Genomic DNA, 14996 nt, shown 5'->3' with positions numbered 1-14996 from the left:
CAAAACCTCTTTTCATTTCGCCTTTACTGCTTTTTCTACGAAAGAATTATCTACAACTTTATCTGTCTTAATTTCTTTCTTTATAGAACCGAGTTTATATTGAAAATCCGCTGTCTTTTGCTGTTCTGCAACTATTTCTTTCGTTACCGGAACTAAGATGGGTTTGTCGTGATTAAACACTTCTTTTACAATATCTGCATCTATTTTCTTTGCAGAAGTATATATTTTTATTGCTTCATCCAAGTTTTCATCTTGCCATACACGTGCTTTTTCATATACTTTAAGGAATTTCTCCACTAATTCTGGATGCTCTTTCGCAAATTTTGTTCTCGCAATTAAAAACTCTGGAGAAGATACATTTAATTGTTCACCATCTGTAATAACCTTTGCTCCTTTATTTAACGTATGTAGTGAAATGAATGGATCCCAAATGGCCCATGCATCTACTGATCCTGATTCAAATGCGGGCTGCGCTTCATCTGGTTGCAGTTGAATGACATTTACATCTTTCGCATTGATACCTTCTTTTTCTAATGCTCGATACAATAAATTAAATGCGCTACTTCCTTTTGCTACGGCAATTTTTTTACCTTTTAAATCTTTTACACTCGTAATCTTGCTATCTTTTTGTACAAGAATTCCAGTGCCTTTCCTCGCATAACTTGTATTAGCAATTTCGGTAAATTCAATACCTGCTGCTTGCGCGGAAATAACTGGGGAGTTTCCAACTTCGCCAAAGTCTAATCGGTTTGATGCAATCGCTTCAAAATAGGGAGGTCCGCTTTGAAACTCTGTCCATTTCACTTTAACTCCTTCTTTTTTAAACTCTTCTTCAAACCATCCTTTTTTCTGTGCTAATAGTAGTGGGCTTAACCCTTGCTGTATACCAATTTGTATTGTTACATCTTCTTTCTTGCTACTCGCTGTACTTTTTTCACATCCAAATAAAAATAAAGATATAGCTAATGCAAAAGAAAGAACTTTGATTTTTTTATACATATACTCACTCTTTCCTTATATACTTGTTTGAATTAGTCCCCCGTGTTCAAACTGCTGTAATACTTTCTTTCGAATCTCTTGGAATGCCTCCGAAGTTTTACTACGTGGATAAGGTAAATTATTTTCAATTACTTTATGTATTTTTCCAGGCTTTGCACTCATGATGATCATTCGGTTTGAAAGATATATCGCTTCGTCTATATCATGAGTGACGAATAACATTGTCGTTTTCTTCTGTTCCCAAATATTCAACAGTACTTCTTGCAAATGACTTCTAGTAAAAGCATCAAGTGCCCCGAATGGTTCATCAAGTAATAATACATTGGGATCTCTTAATAAGGCTCTCGCAATTGCAACACGTTGTGACATCCCGCCTGAAATTTCTTTCGGATAAGATTTTTCAAAACCGTCTAATCGAACGATTTCAATCCATTCCTTTACCTTATCTTTTACATACTTATCTTTTAACGACAAATCTGCAGCAATATTTTCTTCAACTGTTAACCACGGAAATAAGCGATGTTCTTGAAAAATAAAACCTTGTTTCTTACTTGGTTTTACGATTTTCTCCCCATCAATAATAATTTCACCTTCAAATTCGTTATCTAATCCCGCAACAATTTTCAAAAGCGTACTTTTCCCACAACCACTCGGTCCGATTACAGTGACAAAATCGCCTCTCTCTAATTGGAAATTAATATCTTCTAGCACTTGAACCGTACCAGTTTGTTTCGAAAAATATTTTGATACTCCATCGATTGAAACAGTCACTATTTCTCCTCCTTGAAATGATTCATCTAAATGAACAGATTCAGTATTTATATAATAAAAAAACCAAAGGCATTTCATTTTGTAATGAAATGCCTTTGGTTTTTCCAATCAGCTATTATAGAATTAACTACATACTATACAAATATTTCCGATAAGTCAACTAGGTTTTAATGAACGATGTTTATTTTTTATAAATTGTTGCAGTTTCTATAATGATTTTTGGAAGTAATTCTTGAATTGTATGTAACACTGTATGCAGAGCTTTTTGTACATATCCATCTTCAAAGTGTTCTAATGGTTCAGGTAATTCATCCTCATCCAATATGAAAAATTCTCCGCTTGGAAGTACCATAATATCAAGGATTAAATCTTCAAAGGATACCACTTCATCCGTTATACATGTATTCTTTACAATATTAAAATAAGAACCTAAATAACTCCCATCCTGATCTCTCCAAACATATAAATTATATGGACGATTCCTCCAGTAATATGCAACTGTATAACTTCCTTTCGGGATCGTTAACTTCGTATCGTTTGCTGTCATAGTAAAAGAGTACTGTACTTCATGATACAAAACAATTTTATCTGGCTGCGTTTCTATTAGTAAACAAGCATGATCTACAGTTGAAGCATCATAGCGAATTTTCCTTTCAATAATTTCAATTCCTGACGTACGTAAGCAACTCATTTTCAAAATTCCCCTTTAGTTGTAGTTCTTTCATTATAACCCTTTTTCCACTAAGAAGCTGTTTAGTGAATTCGTTTCTTGTTTTATTAATATACTCTCATTTTCTTGCCCACAAAAAAAGCTCCTTCTAAGTTAGAAAGAACTCCAGTTGTATCATTATTTTATAACCCATGATTTATACACCTTTACTTCTAAACGAAACTTAGATTCTGTTAACCACTCTACAGCACTACATACAAGAGGAGATGAATTATCTTCAGTAATACTTTCTAGCGGAATCCATCTAGCTCCTATTGAATCTTGACCTTCAATTTGTTCCGGTACTTCGAATTCACCTCCGCACCTTTCAACACTGTAGAAAACTGCGATATGATGTACATGTGTGTACTCCTTGAACTTTGATGGAAATTGAAAATCAATTGTACCTATTTGTTTTACTACCGTTACAGTTAGCCCGGTCTCCTCTTTTATCTCTCTATGAAGTCCAACTAATAATGATTCCCCCTGTTCTAAACTGCCTCCAGGTAAATCATACCGATTTCTATATGGACCTTTAATTTTATCAATTACTAATAAATTATTGTTTTCGATACAAATGCCGTACACACCAAACGCACGATGAAAATTAGTAGCATTATTCACGGTTCAATTTCTCCGTCACCACATCATAAAAATTCCGTTCCTCATCAACATTTAAATGAATACGACTCACTGTTTTAGAAAACCCATATAACAATTGTGCTTTCATTGGCTCTTTAAGTATTATTTCAAATGTTGGAGGTTCCTTTATAAATTCCATCACCGTTGCGTCAAGAAGCTCTTTCTCTTTCTTTAAAAGTTCTCCTTTATAAAACGTAATTGTATCAATTTGTGCAAATGGTATAATAATTTTCTTTCCTAATCCAATTTGAATGATTATTTCTTTTTCCGCAACAATAATTGGATTTTTTCGCATTGCTTGTATTTCAGCTAAAAAATAAATCATTGCGTATACGTTTAAAATAAGTAAAATCCATGCTACTACTGGGTTCCATTGATGAAGTAAATAATGAAAACCGATACTTTCTATTAAGGTCGCATGGATGATCATAATATATACACCTATTGCACCAGTCTTTTTGTGATATGAGTATACGGACTCACCTTCTGGCACTTTTTCACGCCACGATAAAAATGCATAATAGATTAACTTACACTCTGTTACAATGATATCTATTAATTTATTTCTTTTCATAGTGTCGTCAAACGCAGCATCAATTGCATAAGAAAATGAAGAATACTCACTTTTATATTCTTTATATTTTTTTCTTATTGTAGGAAGCATTCTAACAATTTTATATAGAAGGAATAACTCTACACATACAAATGCAATTTCCCCTGTAACTATAATATAAGAAACGTATGAAAAAGCTTGTAAATAGTCGCTTGGAATAATAAATCTTGCAAATATATAACCAGCTATTACAACAGGAAATATATACGTTAACGAGTACCTTTTTCGAATAATAAAGAAATACGTAATGATTGGAATTATAAACATACAATCTAATAATGACCCAAGAACAACTTCTTTCGGAGTAGCTGGTACAATCGGAAGAGCATATAATAAATAGTTTGATAACAAGATTAAAGATACGAGTCCAATCCATATACCTTTTCGCCTTCGCGAAAGTGTGACACTCATACTTTCACTCCTCTATTTAAAAACCTCGTTTAAATGGTCTTTATAAAATGAAATAGCACGTTCAAATTCTTTAACTTCTTCTACTTTTACGACTGTTTCAAGTAATAATTTCATCGCGGATTCATGATCGTTTACGTTATATTTCGCTAATGACAAAAATACTTTCATCACATCATTATCTGGAAACTGCTGCAAACCTGTTTCTAAAACAGTAATTGCTTTGTCATACTCACCTATACAACGATATGTACTACCAAGGCCAATATAAGCTCCGCAAAGTGACTCACCTTCAAGACCGTTTGCAATTGCCTGTTCATAATACGGCATAGCTTCTGTTTCCAGCCCCATTACATCATGTATCCAGGCACATTGATAAAGTACTTCTGCATCCCTCGTAAAATTCGTTAATCCAATGAGTATCTCTTTAGACTGCGCATATTTCTTTTCTTTCCGGAGTTTAATAGCTTGCTTTAATAAATGTTCCATAGAATTCACTCCTCACCAATTATTCTATGTATCCATATTGAATGGTTAACGTTTGTATCAAAGCAAAAAGTTTCGCTTACCAATATATACTATGCGGATTCACTCTTATCCAAATACTTGAAATTATAAAGCAGTAACGTGATTACATAGTACTTCTAACCTTTTGACAATTTCTTTCGCTGTTTCATCTTTTCCATTACATAACTTCCCTTTACCGTCTTGTCCAATTACGTAGTGCACTGCTCCGCGCGAATATAAAGAATGTGGTGAATTTGCAATCATTACACTCGCCTTCGCTTCTTCCATTCTATTTTTCGCTCTTTCAAACAGTTCTTCTTCATTTACGTCGCTTTCAAGTTTAAAGCCAACGAGTACAGTTTCTGAATCCCACTGTTTTATTTGTTTTAATACTTTCGGTGCCTTTTGAAAATGTATAATGGGCGCTATATCACTTGAGATTTTTCCATTCATATTAAGAACATTGCCCTCTTGATCACAAATCTTGTCCACAATCCAATCAGATCCAGCCGCTGCCATAATAACCGCATCGACTTTTTCATGCGTAATGATACTTTTCATTTTATCTTGCAAATCAACAATTCCTTCAAATGGGTGTAATTCTAATTGATTGTTTATATCATTCGGTTTCTCCGCAAAATAACCATGTAAATATATAACATAGGCCCCTTTACTTATAAGCTCTTCGGCAATTATTCTTCCAATTGTTCCTTTTGCCATATTCGTATGACCACGAACTTGATCCCATTTTTCTAAACAACCACCGCTTGTAATTAATACCTTTTTCCCCTTCATCGTAACCATCCCTTACTAATTTTTCTTACGAAACCATTCTGTTCCAAAGTCAACTATATCACGTTGTTTCATAAGACGGCACTTTGCGTTTCCTATTTTCCCTATTTTCACAGTTCTTTTTTGCTCAAATTCCACACCAATTTCTACAAATTTGTCAGAATCATAATCCATATCAACAAATTCTTTCCACACTCTTTCACCATTTTCTATAATGGGTGCCCCTACTTTTATTAACTCACATGCACCAGAACGTACTTCTGATAAATGTACAGAAGTATTGGAATCATATCCAACACCAATTAATAATATGTATCCGTCTAAATCGTATATTTTTCTTAATGGAGATTCTTCTCCTAAACTCATTGATAGTGACTGATTCATCGTTATTTCTTCTGCATGTTTTCCCCATGCAGCAAAACTTCCTAATGGATGGTTACTACGTACTACATTCGGATATGTACGAAAACATTCAACTACTTTTCCCATTGCCCTTGTTGGTGTTATATGTGGCTCAAATGCTGGAACGTTATCCCGAATAATTTGCCACCATTCTTCAGGTACAGGTGGTCTTGACCAATGTTTCGGATCAGATAAATCCGAAGACTGAGTTGGCATAATAATCGTTCCCTCTTCTGTAATAACCTCCATTAACGCCTCTACTACTGCAACTGCTCCGCCTGATACCCAGCCAATGGAACTTAACGAAGAATGTACAATAACTGTCATTCCTTTTTCTAATCCTAATTTTCTTAAATCATTTGTAATTGTTTTGATTGTATTTGGCAATGGCGTACTTGCCACTATGTCATTCATTTTCACGATTGTTCCCCCATTTATTTTAAACTACTACATACATATATTATCATATTTTTCTTAATTTTTAACTTAATCATTTTATCTATGCAAAAAATGAAGACGTTACATCAAAAACATAAAAACACTATATGCAAACAAAGAGCTCACCAAAAATGATAAGCTCTTTGTTTCATTTATCCTTCAATTGTAACTCCAGTAAACATCGATAAATTTCCTGTTATTTTCTCACCTACACGTAAAAATAAACCAGCAGCTCTCCCGCTAATACAGTGTGAACCAATTAATAGTTTACCAGTATACGGACCGTCCCACGTGTCAATTGTATAGTCTGGCATTTCTATGTATTGCTGATATATTTTCCGCTGTTCAAAGTAATACTCTGTTTTATCTTCAGCTAATAGTTCATTATTTTCGTATATAGATACTCCTCCGCCTTCACGGCCGTATAAAGGTTTAGAAACATAGGATTCATTTCTTTCTATAAACGGTTTATTTGTAAAATATGTCGGTAGGAAGTATTTCTGAATGATTCCTCGCTCCTCTTCCTTAAAGAAAACTTCTTCTTCGTAAAGTTGCCAAATTAATGCGAGTACACTTTTATTTTGCATAAGAAAAGCAGCTGGTGGATTAATGATTTTCACTCTGCCTTGCGCTATATGATCTAAAAACTGGAGTCCAATTCTTTTCCCGCTTTTATCAGCATCTGAAACTAAATATTCAATTGGATATAGTCTATATAAATAATGAATTCTCTCACCATTTGGCGTATATATACCATCATCTGCAACGACGATATCTTGTATACCTATATAATCTGTTGATTGATCTAAACAATAGCTTCTTAAAAATTGAACCGTTTGATGGTCTTCATCATGCCAATCATAACTCGTAAAATAAATCGTTTCTCTAGGATCTATACTATAGTCATGTTTAATTTGTTCCCATGCCTGCACAATATGCTCTTCTATATGATTTGGATGATTTACATCGTGATAACGGCATAATACTTCATTTGCGACAGATGGCTCTAAATAGCCTGTGGGTGTATCACAATTTACTTCTATTAACTTTATATCTTCACCATTTACGATAAAGTCAAACCTTGTAAAATATGAAAACAAACCTGTATGTTTCATTCTCGCAATTTCCCACGTTTCAGCTGGAAATCCTAATTTTTGAAAATCTTTTGTCGTATTGAGAATGTATTGATACGTTCTATATAGCACATACATAATTTCTTCTGTCGCTTTTGAAATAGCAGTATAAGTTTTTATTGGCATACGATACATACCTGTTGCCATATATTGATTCCATTCTTCATTTTCTAATAGACTCGGCCAAGTAAACCCATTCCGACCAGCCTCTTCTGCAAGTGAAAACCATACTTTCATATACTCTTTCTGCTCTTGTTCTGTATACATGATTCTATTATCCTTTCGTGTTATGATCCGGCTGGCGCTTTTGCATTCCCAATTCCACTAGAACCAGAATTCACTTTCGGCGTTTGTGTCGTAGATGATTTCGGCGCATTTGTATCTGGTGTTACTTTATTTGATGGATTTGGCTGCTGTTTATTTAAATCTACTTTATTGGAAGATTTATTATTGTTGCTGTTAGTTCCGCCGTAATACCCTCCACCACCGCTGCCTCCAGTTCTACTTTGGTCTTTTTCACGATACGGAATAATGTTATTTGCATACGGTTTCTTCATTATATTCGGTTTTACTGTATAATTCATATTTGAAGTTCTGCTTGCTAATAAATATCCTGCAACGAACGGCAGTATCGGTAAATGTGAATTTTCATGATAAGAAGAAAATGACGGATTATTTTCCTTACATAACTCATCTTTTTCTACATTTTCATTAGTTGGAGCTTTATCATCACAATTTAATCTTTCTTGTTCATTTCCTTGTTTTGCACCATCTGTTTTAACAGCAGTACTTTCTTGCTGGGCAGTATCTTCTTCATAATCGCCACAGCCCGTTAATAAAAAAGATGATACACCTATCGAAGTAGCAATTTTTATAAATTTACTTTTATCCATTCTCATGTGTTATACACCCATCTTCTTTTATCTATATTTTTCCAGACACCTATATTATATAATGTTATTATTACTTTTTTCAAACCATACTCAATATGTATATTTTCATTGCTCCTTTTCCAAGTAACAATGAAATCTTTCAACTTCTGGATATTTTTCTCCTAAACTTCTAACCTGAAAACCAATTTTTTTATAAAATTCTACTGCCTCATCGTCTGTCTCTGCCTCGAGATACGTCAATTGATGTATTCTTACTACTTCTTTTATCATTTGCAACGCAATCCCTTTATGACGATATTGCGGAATAACTGCTATATGGCAAATTCTCGCTTTCTTTGCTCCAATTATTTCAATACCTATGCAAGCCTTTTCTTCATATCTATGCAAAGTCGCTTTATTCCTTTCATAAAATAAAACTGCTTTCTTTAAGCTAGTTTCACTTGGTCCGACTGCATACTGTAGTACATTTAAAATGGGATCTTTCTCAATTTGTTCAACGCGTTGCAAATTCATATCATCATTCCTTTCTATGAAAAAAGATTAGCTCTTTATATAAAGAGCTAATCTCATTACGCCGTTATTTTTTCTTCTTTCTTCACAACGACCGCTACATAACTATGTAGTATCATTCCAATAATAACTAGACTCATACCAATCCAAGATAAAGATGACGGAATTGGTGCAGATAACAAGATGAGTTCTCCTACTAGCGCAAATAAAACCTCACCGGACTGAGTCGCTTCCACTGTTGCTAGTTTTTGCGGATCATCTTTTACAAGATCTGTCGCAAAGAAGAATAATACCGTTGCGATTAAGCCAGAACTAACTGCTACTATAAAACATTGGAAAACTTGGCTACTTGACGGTAGACCACCTGTTGATACTTCATAACCAGATAGTAAAAACCAAAATGGTAAGCTTGCTAATGTCATACCGAGAACTCGCTGAAATACATCTAATTCCCCTTTACAAACTTGCATCATTTTTCGATTTCCAAGAGGGTATGCAAACGCTGCAATAAGTACAGGAACGACACATAAAACGGTTTCACGAGTTCCTAATGAAGAAGCATGTTCTACTTGCATGAGTACAACACCACATAAAATAATACCCGACATAACTAATTCCTTCATTGGGAGTTTTTTATGTAACGGATCTACTGCAAAAAATGGTGTTAACAAAATCCCTGCTACGATCGTAATTTGCCATGTTGATGCAACGAGCCAACCAGGTCCGAAAGCTCCAGCAAAACTAAGTGGTGCATAGAAGAGACCAAATCCAACGATACTCCAAACTAACCATTCTTTCGGATTGTTTTTCATATATTGAAAGAGTTGCTTTAAATTTCCTCTATACATGACAATAAGTAAAAGCATTGGAACCATAAAGTAGTACCGTAATGATGCACTCCAAATCCAGCTTCCACCTTCTAGGTCCATTGCCCGATTTAAAACGAAAGTAAAGGCAAAGAAAAATGATGCCAATATCCCTACTGCAATAGCTTTCATTATAAAACCCCTTGTTTAGTTTCTTCTTATACTATACAACAAATTAAATATAATTAAAATTCGAAATCTTTATCTCGTATGCATTCTAGCTCTATATAGTTTTCTTAACTGACTAATATGAGCTTGATGGTATCGACTATGATCAGCTATATGCCATACTCCCCACCTTATAGTCGCATTTTCTCCCTTTTCATAAAAAACCTCTCGTGTTAAATCATTTTCTGTTAGTTTCACACATTCCTCATAAAACATATGTTGCACTGCTTCATAATCTTGCATTAATTGTTGCAACGTCTGTTTTCTTAAACTTGGCAGCTCTCCCGCTTCATTTAACATAGGTCCATATATATTATCAAGTGCCAGTGGAACGGGTTCTCCTTTTAAGCGGTATACCCAATGCAAATCGACAACTGCTAAATGTTGAAGTAGTTGCCCAATACTATTTTCATTATTTTTTAACCCTTTAAAAGACAGTTCTTTCTCATCAGTACCCTCTACTAACTTTTGCAACCGTTTAAATGTATCGGCAACTGTCGCATATAGAATTGCCACTTGCGGGTTCATATTTTTTTCTAAATGGAGATCTTTCATAGTAAACTCCCTCTTTTAAAGGAACAAAACCATGTGTTCATCATCACTATACACACCATTCATCTTTATAGCTCTCTTTTCAATCCCATACGTTTTAAAGCCCATTGATTCATACAACCTTTTTGCTGGCTCGTTAGTGGATACAACACCTAATGTCAATTGTTCCAAGTTCATTTCTCTTGCTCTTTCAATTGCCTTACTTATTAAATCACGTGCAAGGCCATTTCTTCGATTGCTTGCATCTACATACATCGCAACGATATGACCTTTATGTTTATACGCCTCTTTCTCTTCTGTTAGTAAAGTGACAACTCCAACTAATTGATGATCCTCATTAAAAGCACCGAATGTACAACTAGTAGTAGCTGTTAAATTACTTTCCACTCGCTTAATCGGGTTTTCTTGACGAATCGCCTCTTCATAAGTTGTTACAAATGCCTCAGGGTTTACTTGTAATGCTTGTAAACGTAAGTCCCAATATTTTTTTGCATCTTCTTTCGTAAGTAATCGAATCATATTTCTCCAGCCCCTTTAAGTTAACATAATATTTTTATAAACTACTATTTATAGATTCGTATTCTTCTCTTAACATACTATAGCGATAACGATGAATGAACTTCCCTTGACGTAATCGATCCTTTCTCATTAATCCTTCACAAACAAAACCAGCCTTTTCATAGCTCTTTCTAGCTTGAAAATTATCTTCATCTACACGTAGCCATACTTTTTCTAATTCAAATTCAAAGAATGCTACATGTAACATACTATATAGGGCAGCTATTCCATACCCTTTACCCCAGTATTCTTTATTACCAATCGCGATTCCCAATTCTGCATTTTTATTTGTTTTATCAAAGTTTTTAAGATCTACCCATCCAATATGTATGCCGTTCTCCGCAGTGATAGCTCTTTGTTCGTAACCATTTTTTCGATTTATACATGCTTCAATCCATTTTTTTGTATCTTCACGAGTGAACGGTGGATATTGATCTGGTATAACTAAATGTTTTGTTACTTTTGTATCTAATGACCATTGATATCGGTCTTCTACATCATCTAGTGTCAGTTCTCTTAATTGAACGAATGGTATATTCATTGTATTATCCCCTTTTTACTTTCCTATACAAAAACCTTCGAACATTCTTCCTCCATACTGTTCTAGCGTTTTTTCTACAAAAGTAATTAATTTTATTTTCTCTCCCGTTGTATAAAAATGATCGAACGCCACTACAAATTGATCTGCGTATTGTTCATCATATTTTCTAAGTACCCTTATAAACCATTTTGAACTTCCAAGCCATTTCCCATTTACTCTTAATACATATTCATGTAATAAATCAGCTAATAAATTCGCGATAAACAACTCTTCTTCTCTTTTTGATGCACCAATAAAATCATCCAAAGTATCTGTAATAAAATAACGCTTCTGCTTCATCATTTCTTCAGTCCATTTAGCTGGTCCTTTATTTAGTAACTCATTCGCTTCGCTTTTTAATTTCTCAACAATTTCATCTTCCCCTTTTAATACAACACCTTCTGCAACTAATTGTGGTAACGAAGGTCTTCCGCGATCACAATCCATTTTAAAAAAAGTTTTTAACGTTTCAAAATTATGTACAAATACCTCAACTGGCCATCCATTACTATAGAAAGATTCTCTATAACAAGATGACAAACTAGGATCTATTATTACAATGTCCAGATCAGATGTTTTTGTCGCTTCCCCTCTTGCAACGCTTCCTCCAAGTAAAGCTACATCACAATCCGGAAAGTGTGATGTAATTATGCTTTTTGCCGCTTCCATTGCTTTCATAACCGTTCCCCTTTTCTTATTTCACTTTCTTTTTTGCAGCTCTTTCTCTCGCTTTTTTTATATACGACTCTGCGTCTGGTGTTTTGCATGACGTTGCCCCGTGATCAACCTGTACTTTTCCAATTTCACGTGCAATTTCAATCGCTTTTCGCTCTAAGTCTTCATTACGAATTCCTATCGCAATTAAAGCACTATTCATTGCTTCTCTTTTTCTATTTTTTTCATTATGTATATTTTCTTTAATCTCATCTAGATAAGGAGAGAAGACATCATCCTGTAACGTTTTATTTTTAATCGCTATATTTGCTAATAAAGACCAGCCTGCTCTTCCAATCCATTCATCATCAGACTTTGTCCAGTCTTCCATTCTTTCTATCGCGATTGGCGACGTACAAATAGCCGTCATTAAAACATCCATTAAACAATAATAATCAACTTCCTGTACCCATTTATTTAGTAGTTCTGTCGTAACTTTTTTTGGATCTAATATCATTGTTGCTAATGTCATTGCATCCATATTTTTTGTTTCCCATAATAAAATTGCTAAATCATGATCTTTTTTTATCTTCTTTTTTAACAATTTTAAATTGGCAAAACTAACTCCGAATAGTGGCTCTTTCGCCCCATGATTTTTATACGTTTTACGATTCTGTTCTGTTCCGTATTCCTCTAGTTGCTGCATTACTTCTTCAAGTAACATATACCCACCTCTTTATTTTTTATGTTGACTTCATATATGTATGTACGATATATTCCACATTACTTTTTGGTTTTCCTATATTTACTTTTTAAATGCGGTATGTGAAATTTTAAAGACACGTTTTCATACAACAGGCACCCTCTTCGCTAGCATATTATGTATACCCCCTACTAACTCACTCATTGAATTTACTATATATGAACAAATCACATGCATTTTCATTCAATTTTTGTTTCATTTTAATAAACCTGCAAAATATTGAAATCTTGCATACTTTTGGACAAACTTTTTTGCACTTGTAAAAAAGTTTTTTTGCAATTACCTCCCTATAATTGCTAATATAGTAGAGTAGAACTTTTATAGAGAGAAGGAAAATTATGCACAATGGAATTCGAATGACAACTTTAGTGAAAAGGGCTATTTTGATTTGCGCGGGGGTATTATTTACATACGAAGCGGCTTTAGGATCAACACATACTGCTCTAGCAAGTACAGAGGATGAAGCAAAATCTGTTCAACTTGTAAGTGAAATTCAATCGTCTCTTGCACCGAAAGAAGCTCCAAAACAATACAATGGGCAAGTTAGAAAAGTAGCTTATTTAACATTTGATGATGGTCCTGGAAAATACACAGCTGAGCTTTTAGATATGTTAAAGAAAGAAAATGCAAAAGCAACATTCTTCCTTATTGGTTCAAATGTAAAAGCTTTTCCTGATCTTGTAAAGCGTGAAGATGCTGAAGGCCACTACGTTGGGATGCACAGTATGACTCATAACTACAAGAAACTTTACACAGAAGGTCATTACGTAGATGAGATGAAAGAAGATCAAGGATTAATCGCTGGCGTTCTAGGTAAATCACCAGTATTAACTCGTCCTTCTTACGGCTCAATGCCAGGATTAAACGAAGCGCTTCGCAACAAAGTTGTTGAGAATGGGCTAAAAGTTTGGGATTGGACAATTGATTCATTAGACTGGAGATATAACAAAATGCCGGTTGACGCTGCATCAGCTAAAATTGTAGAAAACGTTATTAATGGTGCAAACAAGCCAACAGAAGTTATCCTTATGCACGACATTCATCCACAGTCCGTAAAAGCAGTACCTGGTATTATTAAAGGGCTGAAAGAAAAAGGATATGAATTAGAAGCCTATAGTGAGAACGAACACTTCCCATTAAACTTCTGGCACGATAATCGTATGTAATAAAAAAGACTTGATTTCCTTTAACTAGGAATCAAGTCTTTTTATCGTTTTTGGAATTACTCCTCTTATATTCGACTCAAACTCCACTTTCTCTAATATCAATAAAAATTACAAATCACATGAATTTAACTTGAAAACATCACATGTTATACTATAATCTATTTTAAATAAGTAGGTGTCATATGATCGTATATACAGTACAAACTGAAGAAGCTTGGAAACAATTTAAGAAACTTGGTTATTTAGAAGGTAATAAAGAATTCATCGATCTAGACAATTTATATTCATATAACTGGATGGTGCGCGCTGCTAAAACAAGGTTGCCTCATTACGATGGTAACTACCCTATTTGGGTCTGGGAAGCAAATAATTACCCAAATCGAAATCATAAAGCTTGGGGTAGAGAAAATTCAAAAATGGTAATTTTAACACTAGATGTACCGAAAGAATGGGTACTATGGAGCTACTTTGACTATTGGTGCTGCGCTATGACTGATGGATCAATATATTTACATACAAAAAACAAGTGTACTTTAGATGAATGGTATACCTATATGGATAAAGAATACGGGATAATATTCGATTTCGACTATTTATTATCTCATCCTGATTGGTGTCTAGGTAAAGAGGATTCGTTAGAAAAACAAGGTGTTATCGGCAAAATACCCCTTTCCTTCGTGAAAAAAGTAAGACGTTTTCGTGCTAAGACAGATAAGTCTATTAGTAAAATCAGAAGTGATAACTGGGATAATAAAAAAGAAAACCGCATTAAAAAGATGAATCGAAAATTAAGAAAGCGAAACGATAAACAAAAAAGAGTACAAAAGCGACTTATACGAAATTAAAACATATATCAAAATACAGTAAGAAAT

Annotated in this window: 19 protein-coding genes; 2 read left to right on the top strand and 17 right to left on the bottom strand. The window is 34.2% G+C overall.

The annotated features are described in order from the left end of the window. Nucleotides 1–12: 12 nt before the first annotated feature. The 17 genes from ACTFSI_RS12545 to ACTFSI_RS12465 all read right to left on the bottom strand — a co-directional run bounded on the left by ACTFSI_RS12545 (nt 13) and on the right by ACTFSI_RS12465 (nt 12919). Entirely contained in the window at nt 13–999 is a 987-nt protein-coding gene (locus ACTFSI_RS12545; RefSeq protein WP_138321849.1) for an aliphatic sulfonate ABC transporter substrate-binding protein, read from the bottom strand. Nucleotides 1000–1014: 15 nt separating this feature from the next. Further along, nucleotides 1015–1770, bottom strand: a complete 756-nt coding sequence (locus ACTFSI_RS12540) for an ABC transporter ATP-binding protein (protein WP_138321847.1) — start codon at nt 1768–1770, stop codon at nt 1015–1017. Between the two features lie 181 nt (nt 1771–1951). Beyond that, complete coding sequence (locus tag ACTFSI_RS12535) at nt 1952–2461, bottom strand: DUF402 domain-containing protein (protein WP_138321845.1); 510 nt, start codon at nt 2459–2461, stop codon at nt 1952–1954. 156 nt (nt 2462–2617) lie between these two features. Next, nucleotides 2618–3103 carry an NUDIX hydrolase gene (locus tag ACTFSI_RS12530; RefSeq protein ID WP_138321843.1) on the bottom strand — a complete coding sequence of 162 codons (486 nt, stop codon included), beginning with the start codon at nt 3101–3103 and terminating at the stop codon, nt 2618–2620. Next, nucleotides 3096–4145, bottom strand: a complete 1050-nt coding sequence (locus ACTFSI_RS12525) for a hypothetical protein (RefSeq protein WP_138321841.1) — start codon at nt 4143–4145, stop codon at nt 3096–3098. Before ACTFSI_RS12525 ends, ACTFSI_RS12530 begins: the two co-directional genes overlap by 8 nt. 12 nt (nt 4146–4157) lie before the next feature. Beyond that, nucleotides 4158–4631, bottom strand: coding sequence for a tetratricopeptide repeat protein (locus tag ACTFSI_RS12520; RefSeq protein WP_000400626.1), 474 nt, complete (start codon nt 4629–4631; stop codon nt 4158–4160). A 123-nt stretch (nt 4632–4754) separates the two neighbouring features. Further along, nucleotides 4755–5444, bottom strand: a complete 690-nt coding sequence (locus tag ACTFSI_RS12515; protein WP_138321839.1) for a phosphopantothenoylcysteine decarboxylase domain-containing protein — start codon at nt 5442–5444, stop codon at nt 4755–4757. Nucleotides 5445–5459: 15 nt separating this feature from the next. After that, complete coding sequence (aacC, locus tag ACTFSI_RS12510; protein ID WP_138322600.1) at nt 5460–6257, bottom strand: BA2930 family N-acetyltransferase; 798 nt, start codon at nt 6255–6257, stop codon at nt 5460–5462. A gap of 176 nt (nt 6258–6433) precedes the next feature. Further along, nucleotides 6434–7681 carry a glutathionylspermidine synthase family protein gene (locus ACTFSI_RS12505; protein WP_000287869.1) on the bottom strand — a complete coding sequence of 416 codons (1248 nt, stop codon included), beginning with the start codon at nt 7679–7681 and terminating at the stop codon, nt 6434–6436. 20 nt (nt 7682–7701) lie between these two features. Beyond that, nucleotides 7702–8313 carry a hypothetical protein gene (locus ACTFSI_RS12500; RefSeq protein ID WP_001242155.1) on the bottom strand — a complete coding sequence of 204 codons (612 nt, stop codon included), beginning with the start codon at nt 8311–8313 and terminating at the stop codon, nt 7702–7704. Nucleotides 8314–8412: 99 nt separating this feature from the next. Continuing rightward, nucleotides 8413–8820, bottom strand: coding sequence for a GNAT family N-acetyltransferase (locus ACTFSI_RS12495; RefSeq protein ID WP_138321838.1), 408 nt, complete (start codon nt 8818–8820; stop codon nt 8413–8415). A 56-nt stretch (nt 8821–8876) separates the two neighbouring features. Next, on the bottom strand, nt 8877–9815 hold the full coding sequence (locus ACTFSI_RS12490) for a DMT family transporter (RefSeq protein WP_000643667.1): 939 nt from the start codon (nt 9813–9815) through the stop codon (nt 8877–8879). A 69-nt stretch (nt 9816–9884) separates the two neighbouring features. Beyond that, the gene (locus ACTFSI_RS12485; protein WP_138321836.1) at nt 9885–10406 is read right to left on the bottom strand and encodes a DinB family protein; all 522 of its coding nucleotides are present in this window, start codon (nt 10404–10406) and stop codon (nt 9885–9887) included. Nucleotides 10407–10421: 15 nt separating this feature from the next. After that, the gene (locus ACTFSI_RS12480; protein ID WP_138321834.1) at nt 10422–10922 is read right to left on the bottom strand and encodes a GNAT family N-acetyltransferase; all 501 of its coding nucleotides are present in this window, start codon (nt 10920–10922) and stop codon (nt 10422–10424) included. Nucleotides 10923–10956: 34 nt separating this feature from the next. Continuing rightward, on the bottom strand, nt 10957–11502 hold the full coding sequence (locus tag ACTFSI_RS12475) for a GNAT family N-acetyltransferase (RefSeq protein WP_138321831.1): 546 nt from the start codon (nt 11500–11502) through the stop codon (nt 10957–10959). A gap of 15 nt (nt 11503–11517) precedes the next feature. After that, nucleotides 11518–12219 (bottom strand): nucleotidyltransferase domain-containing protein, encoded by a 702-nt coding sequence (locus tag ACTFSI_RS12470; protein ID WP_000646299.1) that lies wholly within the window; start codon nt 12217–12219, stop codon nt 11518–11520. A 16-nt stretch (nt 12220–12235) separates the two neighbouring features. Further along, nucleotides 12236–12919, bottom strand: coding sequence for a DNA alkylation repair protein (locus ACTFSI_RS12465; RefSeq protein WP_000923430.1), 684 nt, complete (start codon nt 12917–12919; stop codon nt 12236–12238). A 377-nt stretch (nt 12920–13296) separates the two neighbouring features. On the opposite strand from ACTFSI_RS12465, the gene ACTFSI_RS12460 reads away from it, so the two are divergent. Further along, nucleotides 13297–14124, top strand: coding sequence for a peptidoglycan-N-acetylglucosamine deacetylase (locus ACTFSI_RS12460; protein ID WP_000551424.1), 828 nt, complete (start codon nt 13297–13299; stop codon nt 14122–14124). Nucleotides 14125–14306: 182 nt separating this feature from the next. Beyond that, nucleotides 14307–14969, top strand: a complete 663-nt coding sequence (locus ACTFSI_RS12455; protein ID WP_138321829.1) for a DUF3841 domain-containing protein — start codon at nt 14307–14309, stop codon at nt 14967–14969. Nucleotides 14970–14996 lie beyond the last annotated feature (27 nt).

This window comes from Bacillus cereus group sp. MYBK101-2 (genome assembly GCF_051918845.1).
GTDB lineage: Bacteria > Bacillota > Bacilli > Bacillales > Bacillaceae_G > Bacillus_A > Bacillus_A paranthracis.
The sequence above is the reverse complement of the archived record's forward strand: the minus strand, read 5'-3'. Positions and strand labels throughout refer to the sequence as shown.

What these genes read in the sequence shown, in the direction of transcription:
- ACTFSI_RS12515 (WP_138321839.1), bottom strand. Translation starts at nt 5,444, where the DNA reads ATGAAGGGGAAAAAGGTATTAATTACAAGCGGTGGTTGTTTAGAAAAA.
- ACTFSI_RS12480 (WP_138321834.1), bottom strand. Translation starts at nt 10,922, where the DNA reads ATGATTCGATTACTTACGAAAGAAGATGCAAAAAAATATTGGGACTTA.
- ACTFSI_RS12455 (WP_138321829.1), top strand. Translation starts at nt 14,307, where the DNA reads ATGATCGTATATACAGTACAAACTGAAGAAGCTTGGAAACAATTTAAG.
- ACTFSI_RS12495 (WP_138321838.1), bottom strand. Translation starts at nt 8,820, where the DNA reads ATGAATTTGCAACGCGTTGAACAAATTGAGAAAGATCCCATTTTAAAT.
- ACTFSI_RS12500 (WP_001242155.1), bottom strand. Translation starts at nt 8,313, where the DNA reads ATGAGAATGGATAAAAGTAAATTTATAAAAATTGCTACTTCGATAGGT.
- ACTFSI_RS12460 (WP_000551424.1), top strand. Translation starts at nt 13,297, where the DNA reads ATGCACAATGGAATTCGAATGACAACTTTAGTGAAAAGGGCTATTTTG.
- ACTFSI_RS12470 (WP_000646299.1), bottom strand. Translation starts at nt 12,219, where the DNA reads ATGAAAGCAATGGAAGCGGCAAAAAGCATAATTACATCACACTTTCCG.
- ACTFSI_RS12520 (WP_000400626.1), bottom strand. Translation starts at nt 4,631, where the DNA reads ATGGAACATTTATTAAAGCAAGCTATTAAACTCCGGAAAGAAAAGAAA.
- ACTFSI_RS12535 (WP_138321845.1), bottom strand. Translation starts at nt 2,461, where the DNA reads ATGAGTTGCTTACGTACGTCAGGAATTGAAATTATTGAAAGGAAAATT.
- ACTFSI_RS12485 (WP_138321836.1), bottom strand. Translation starts at nt 10,406, where the DNA reads ATGAAAGATCTCCATTTAGAAAAAAATATGAACCCGCAAGTGGCAATT.
- ACTFSI_RS12490 (WP_000643667.1), bottom strand. Translation starts at nt 9,815, where the DNA reads ATGAAAGCTATTGCAGTAGGGATATTGGCATCATTTTTCTTTGCCTTT.
- ACTFSI_RS12505 (WP_000287869.1), bottom strand. Translation starts at nt 7,681, where the DNA reads ATGTATACAGAACAAGAGCAGAAAGAGTATATGAAAGTATGGTTTTCA.
- ACTFSI_RS12525 (WP_138321841.1), bottom strand. Translation starts at nt 4,145, where the DNA reads ATGAGTGTCACACTTTCGCGAAGGCGAAAAGGTATATGGATTGGACTC.
- ACTFSI_RS12545 (WP_138321849.1), bottom strand. Translation starts at nt 999, where the DNA reads ATGTATAAAAAAATCAAAGTTCTTTCTTTTGCATTAGCTATATCTTTA.
- aacC (WP_138322600.1), bottom strand. Translation starts at nt 6,257, where the DNA reads ATGAATGACATAGTGGCAAGTACGCCATTGCCAAATACAATCAAAACA.
- ACTFSI_RS12475 (WP_138321831.1), bottom strand. Translation starts at nt 11,502, where the DNA reads ATGAATATACCATTCGTTCAATTAAGAGAACTGACACTAGATGATGTA.
- ACTFSI_RS12465 (WP_000923430.1), bottom strand. Translation starts at nt 12,919, where the DNA reads ATGTTACTTGAAGAAGTAATGCAGCAACTAGAGGAATACGGAACAGAA.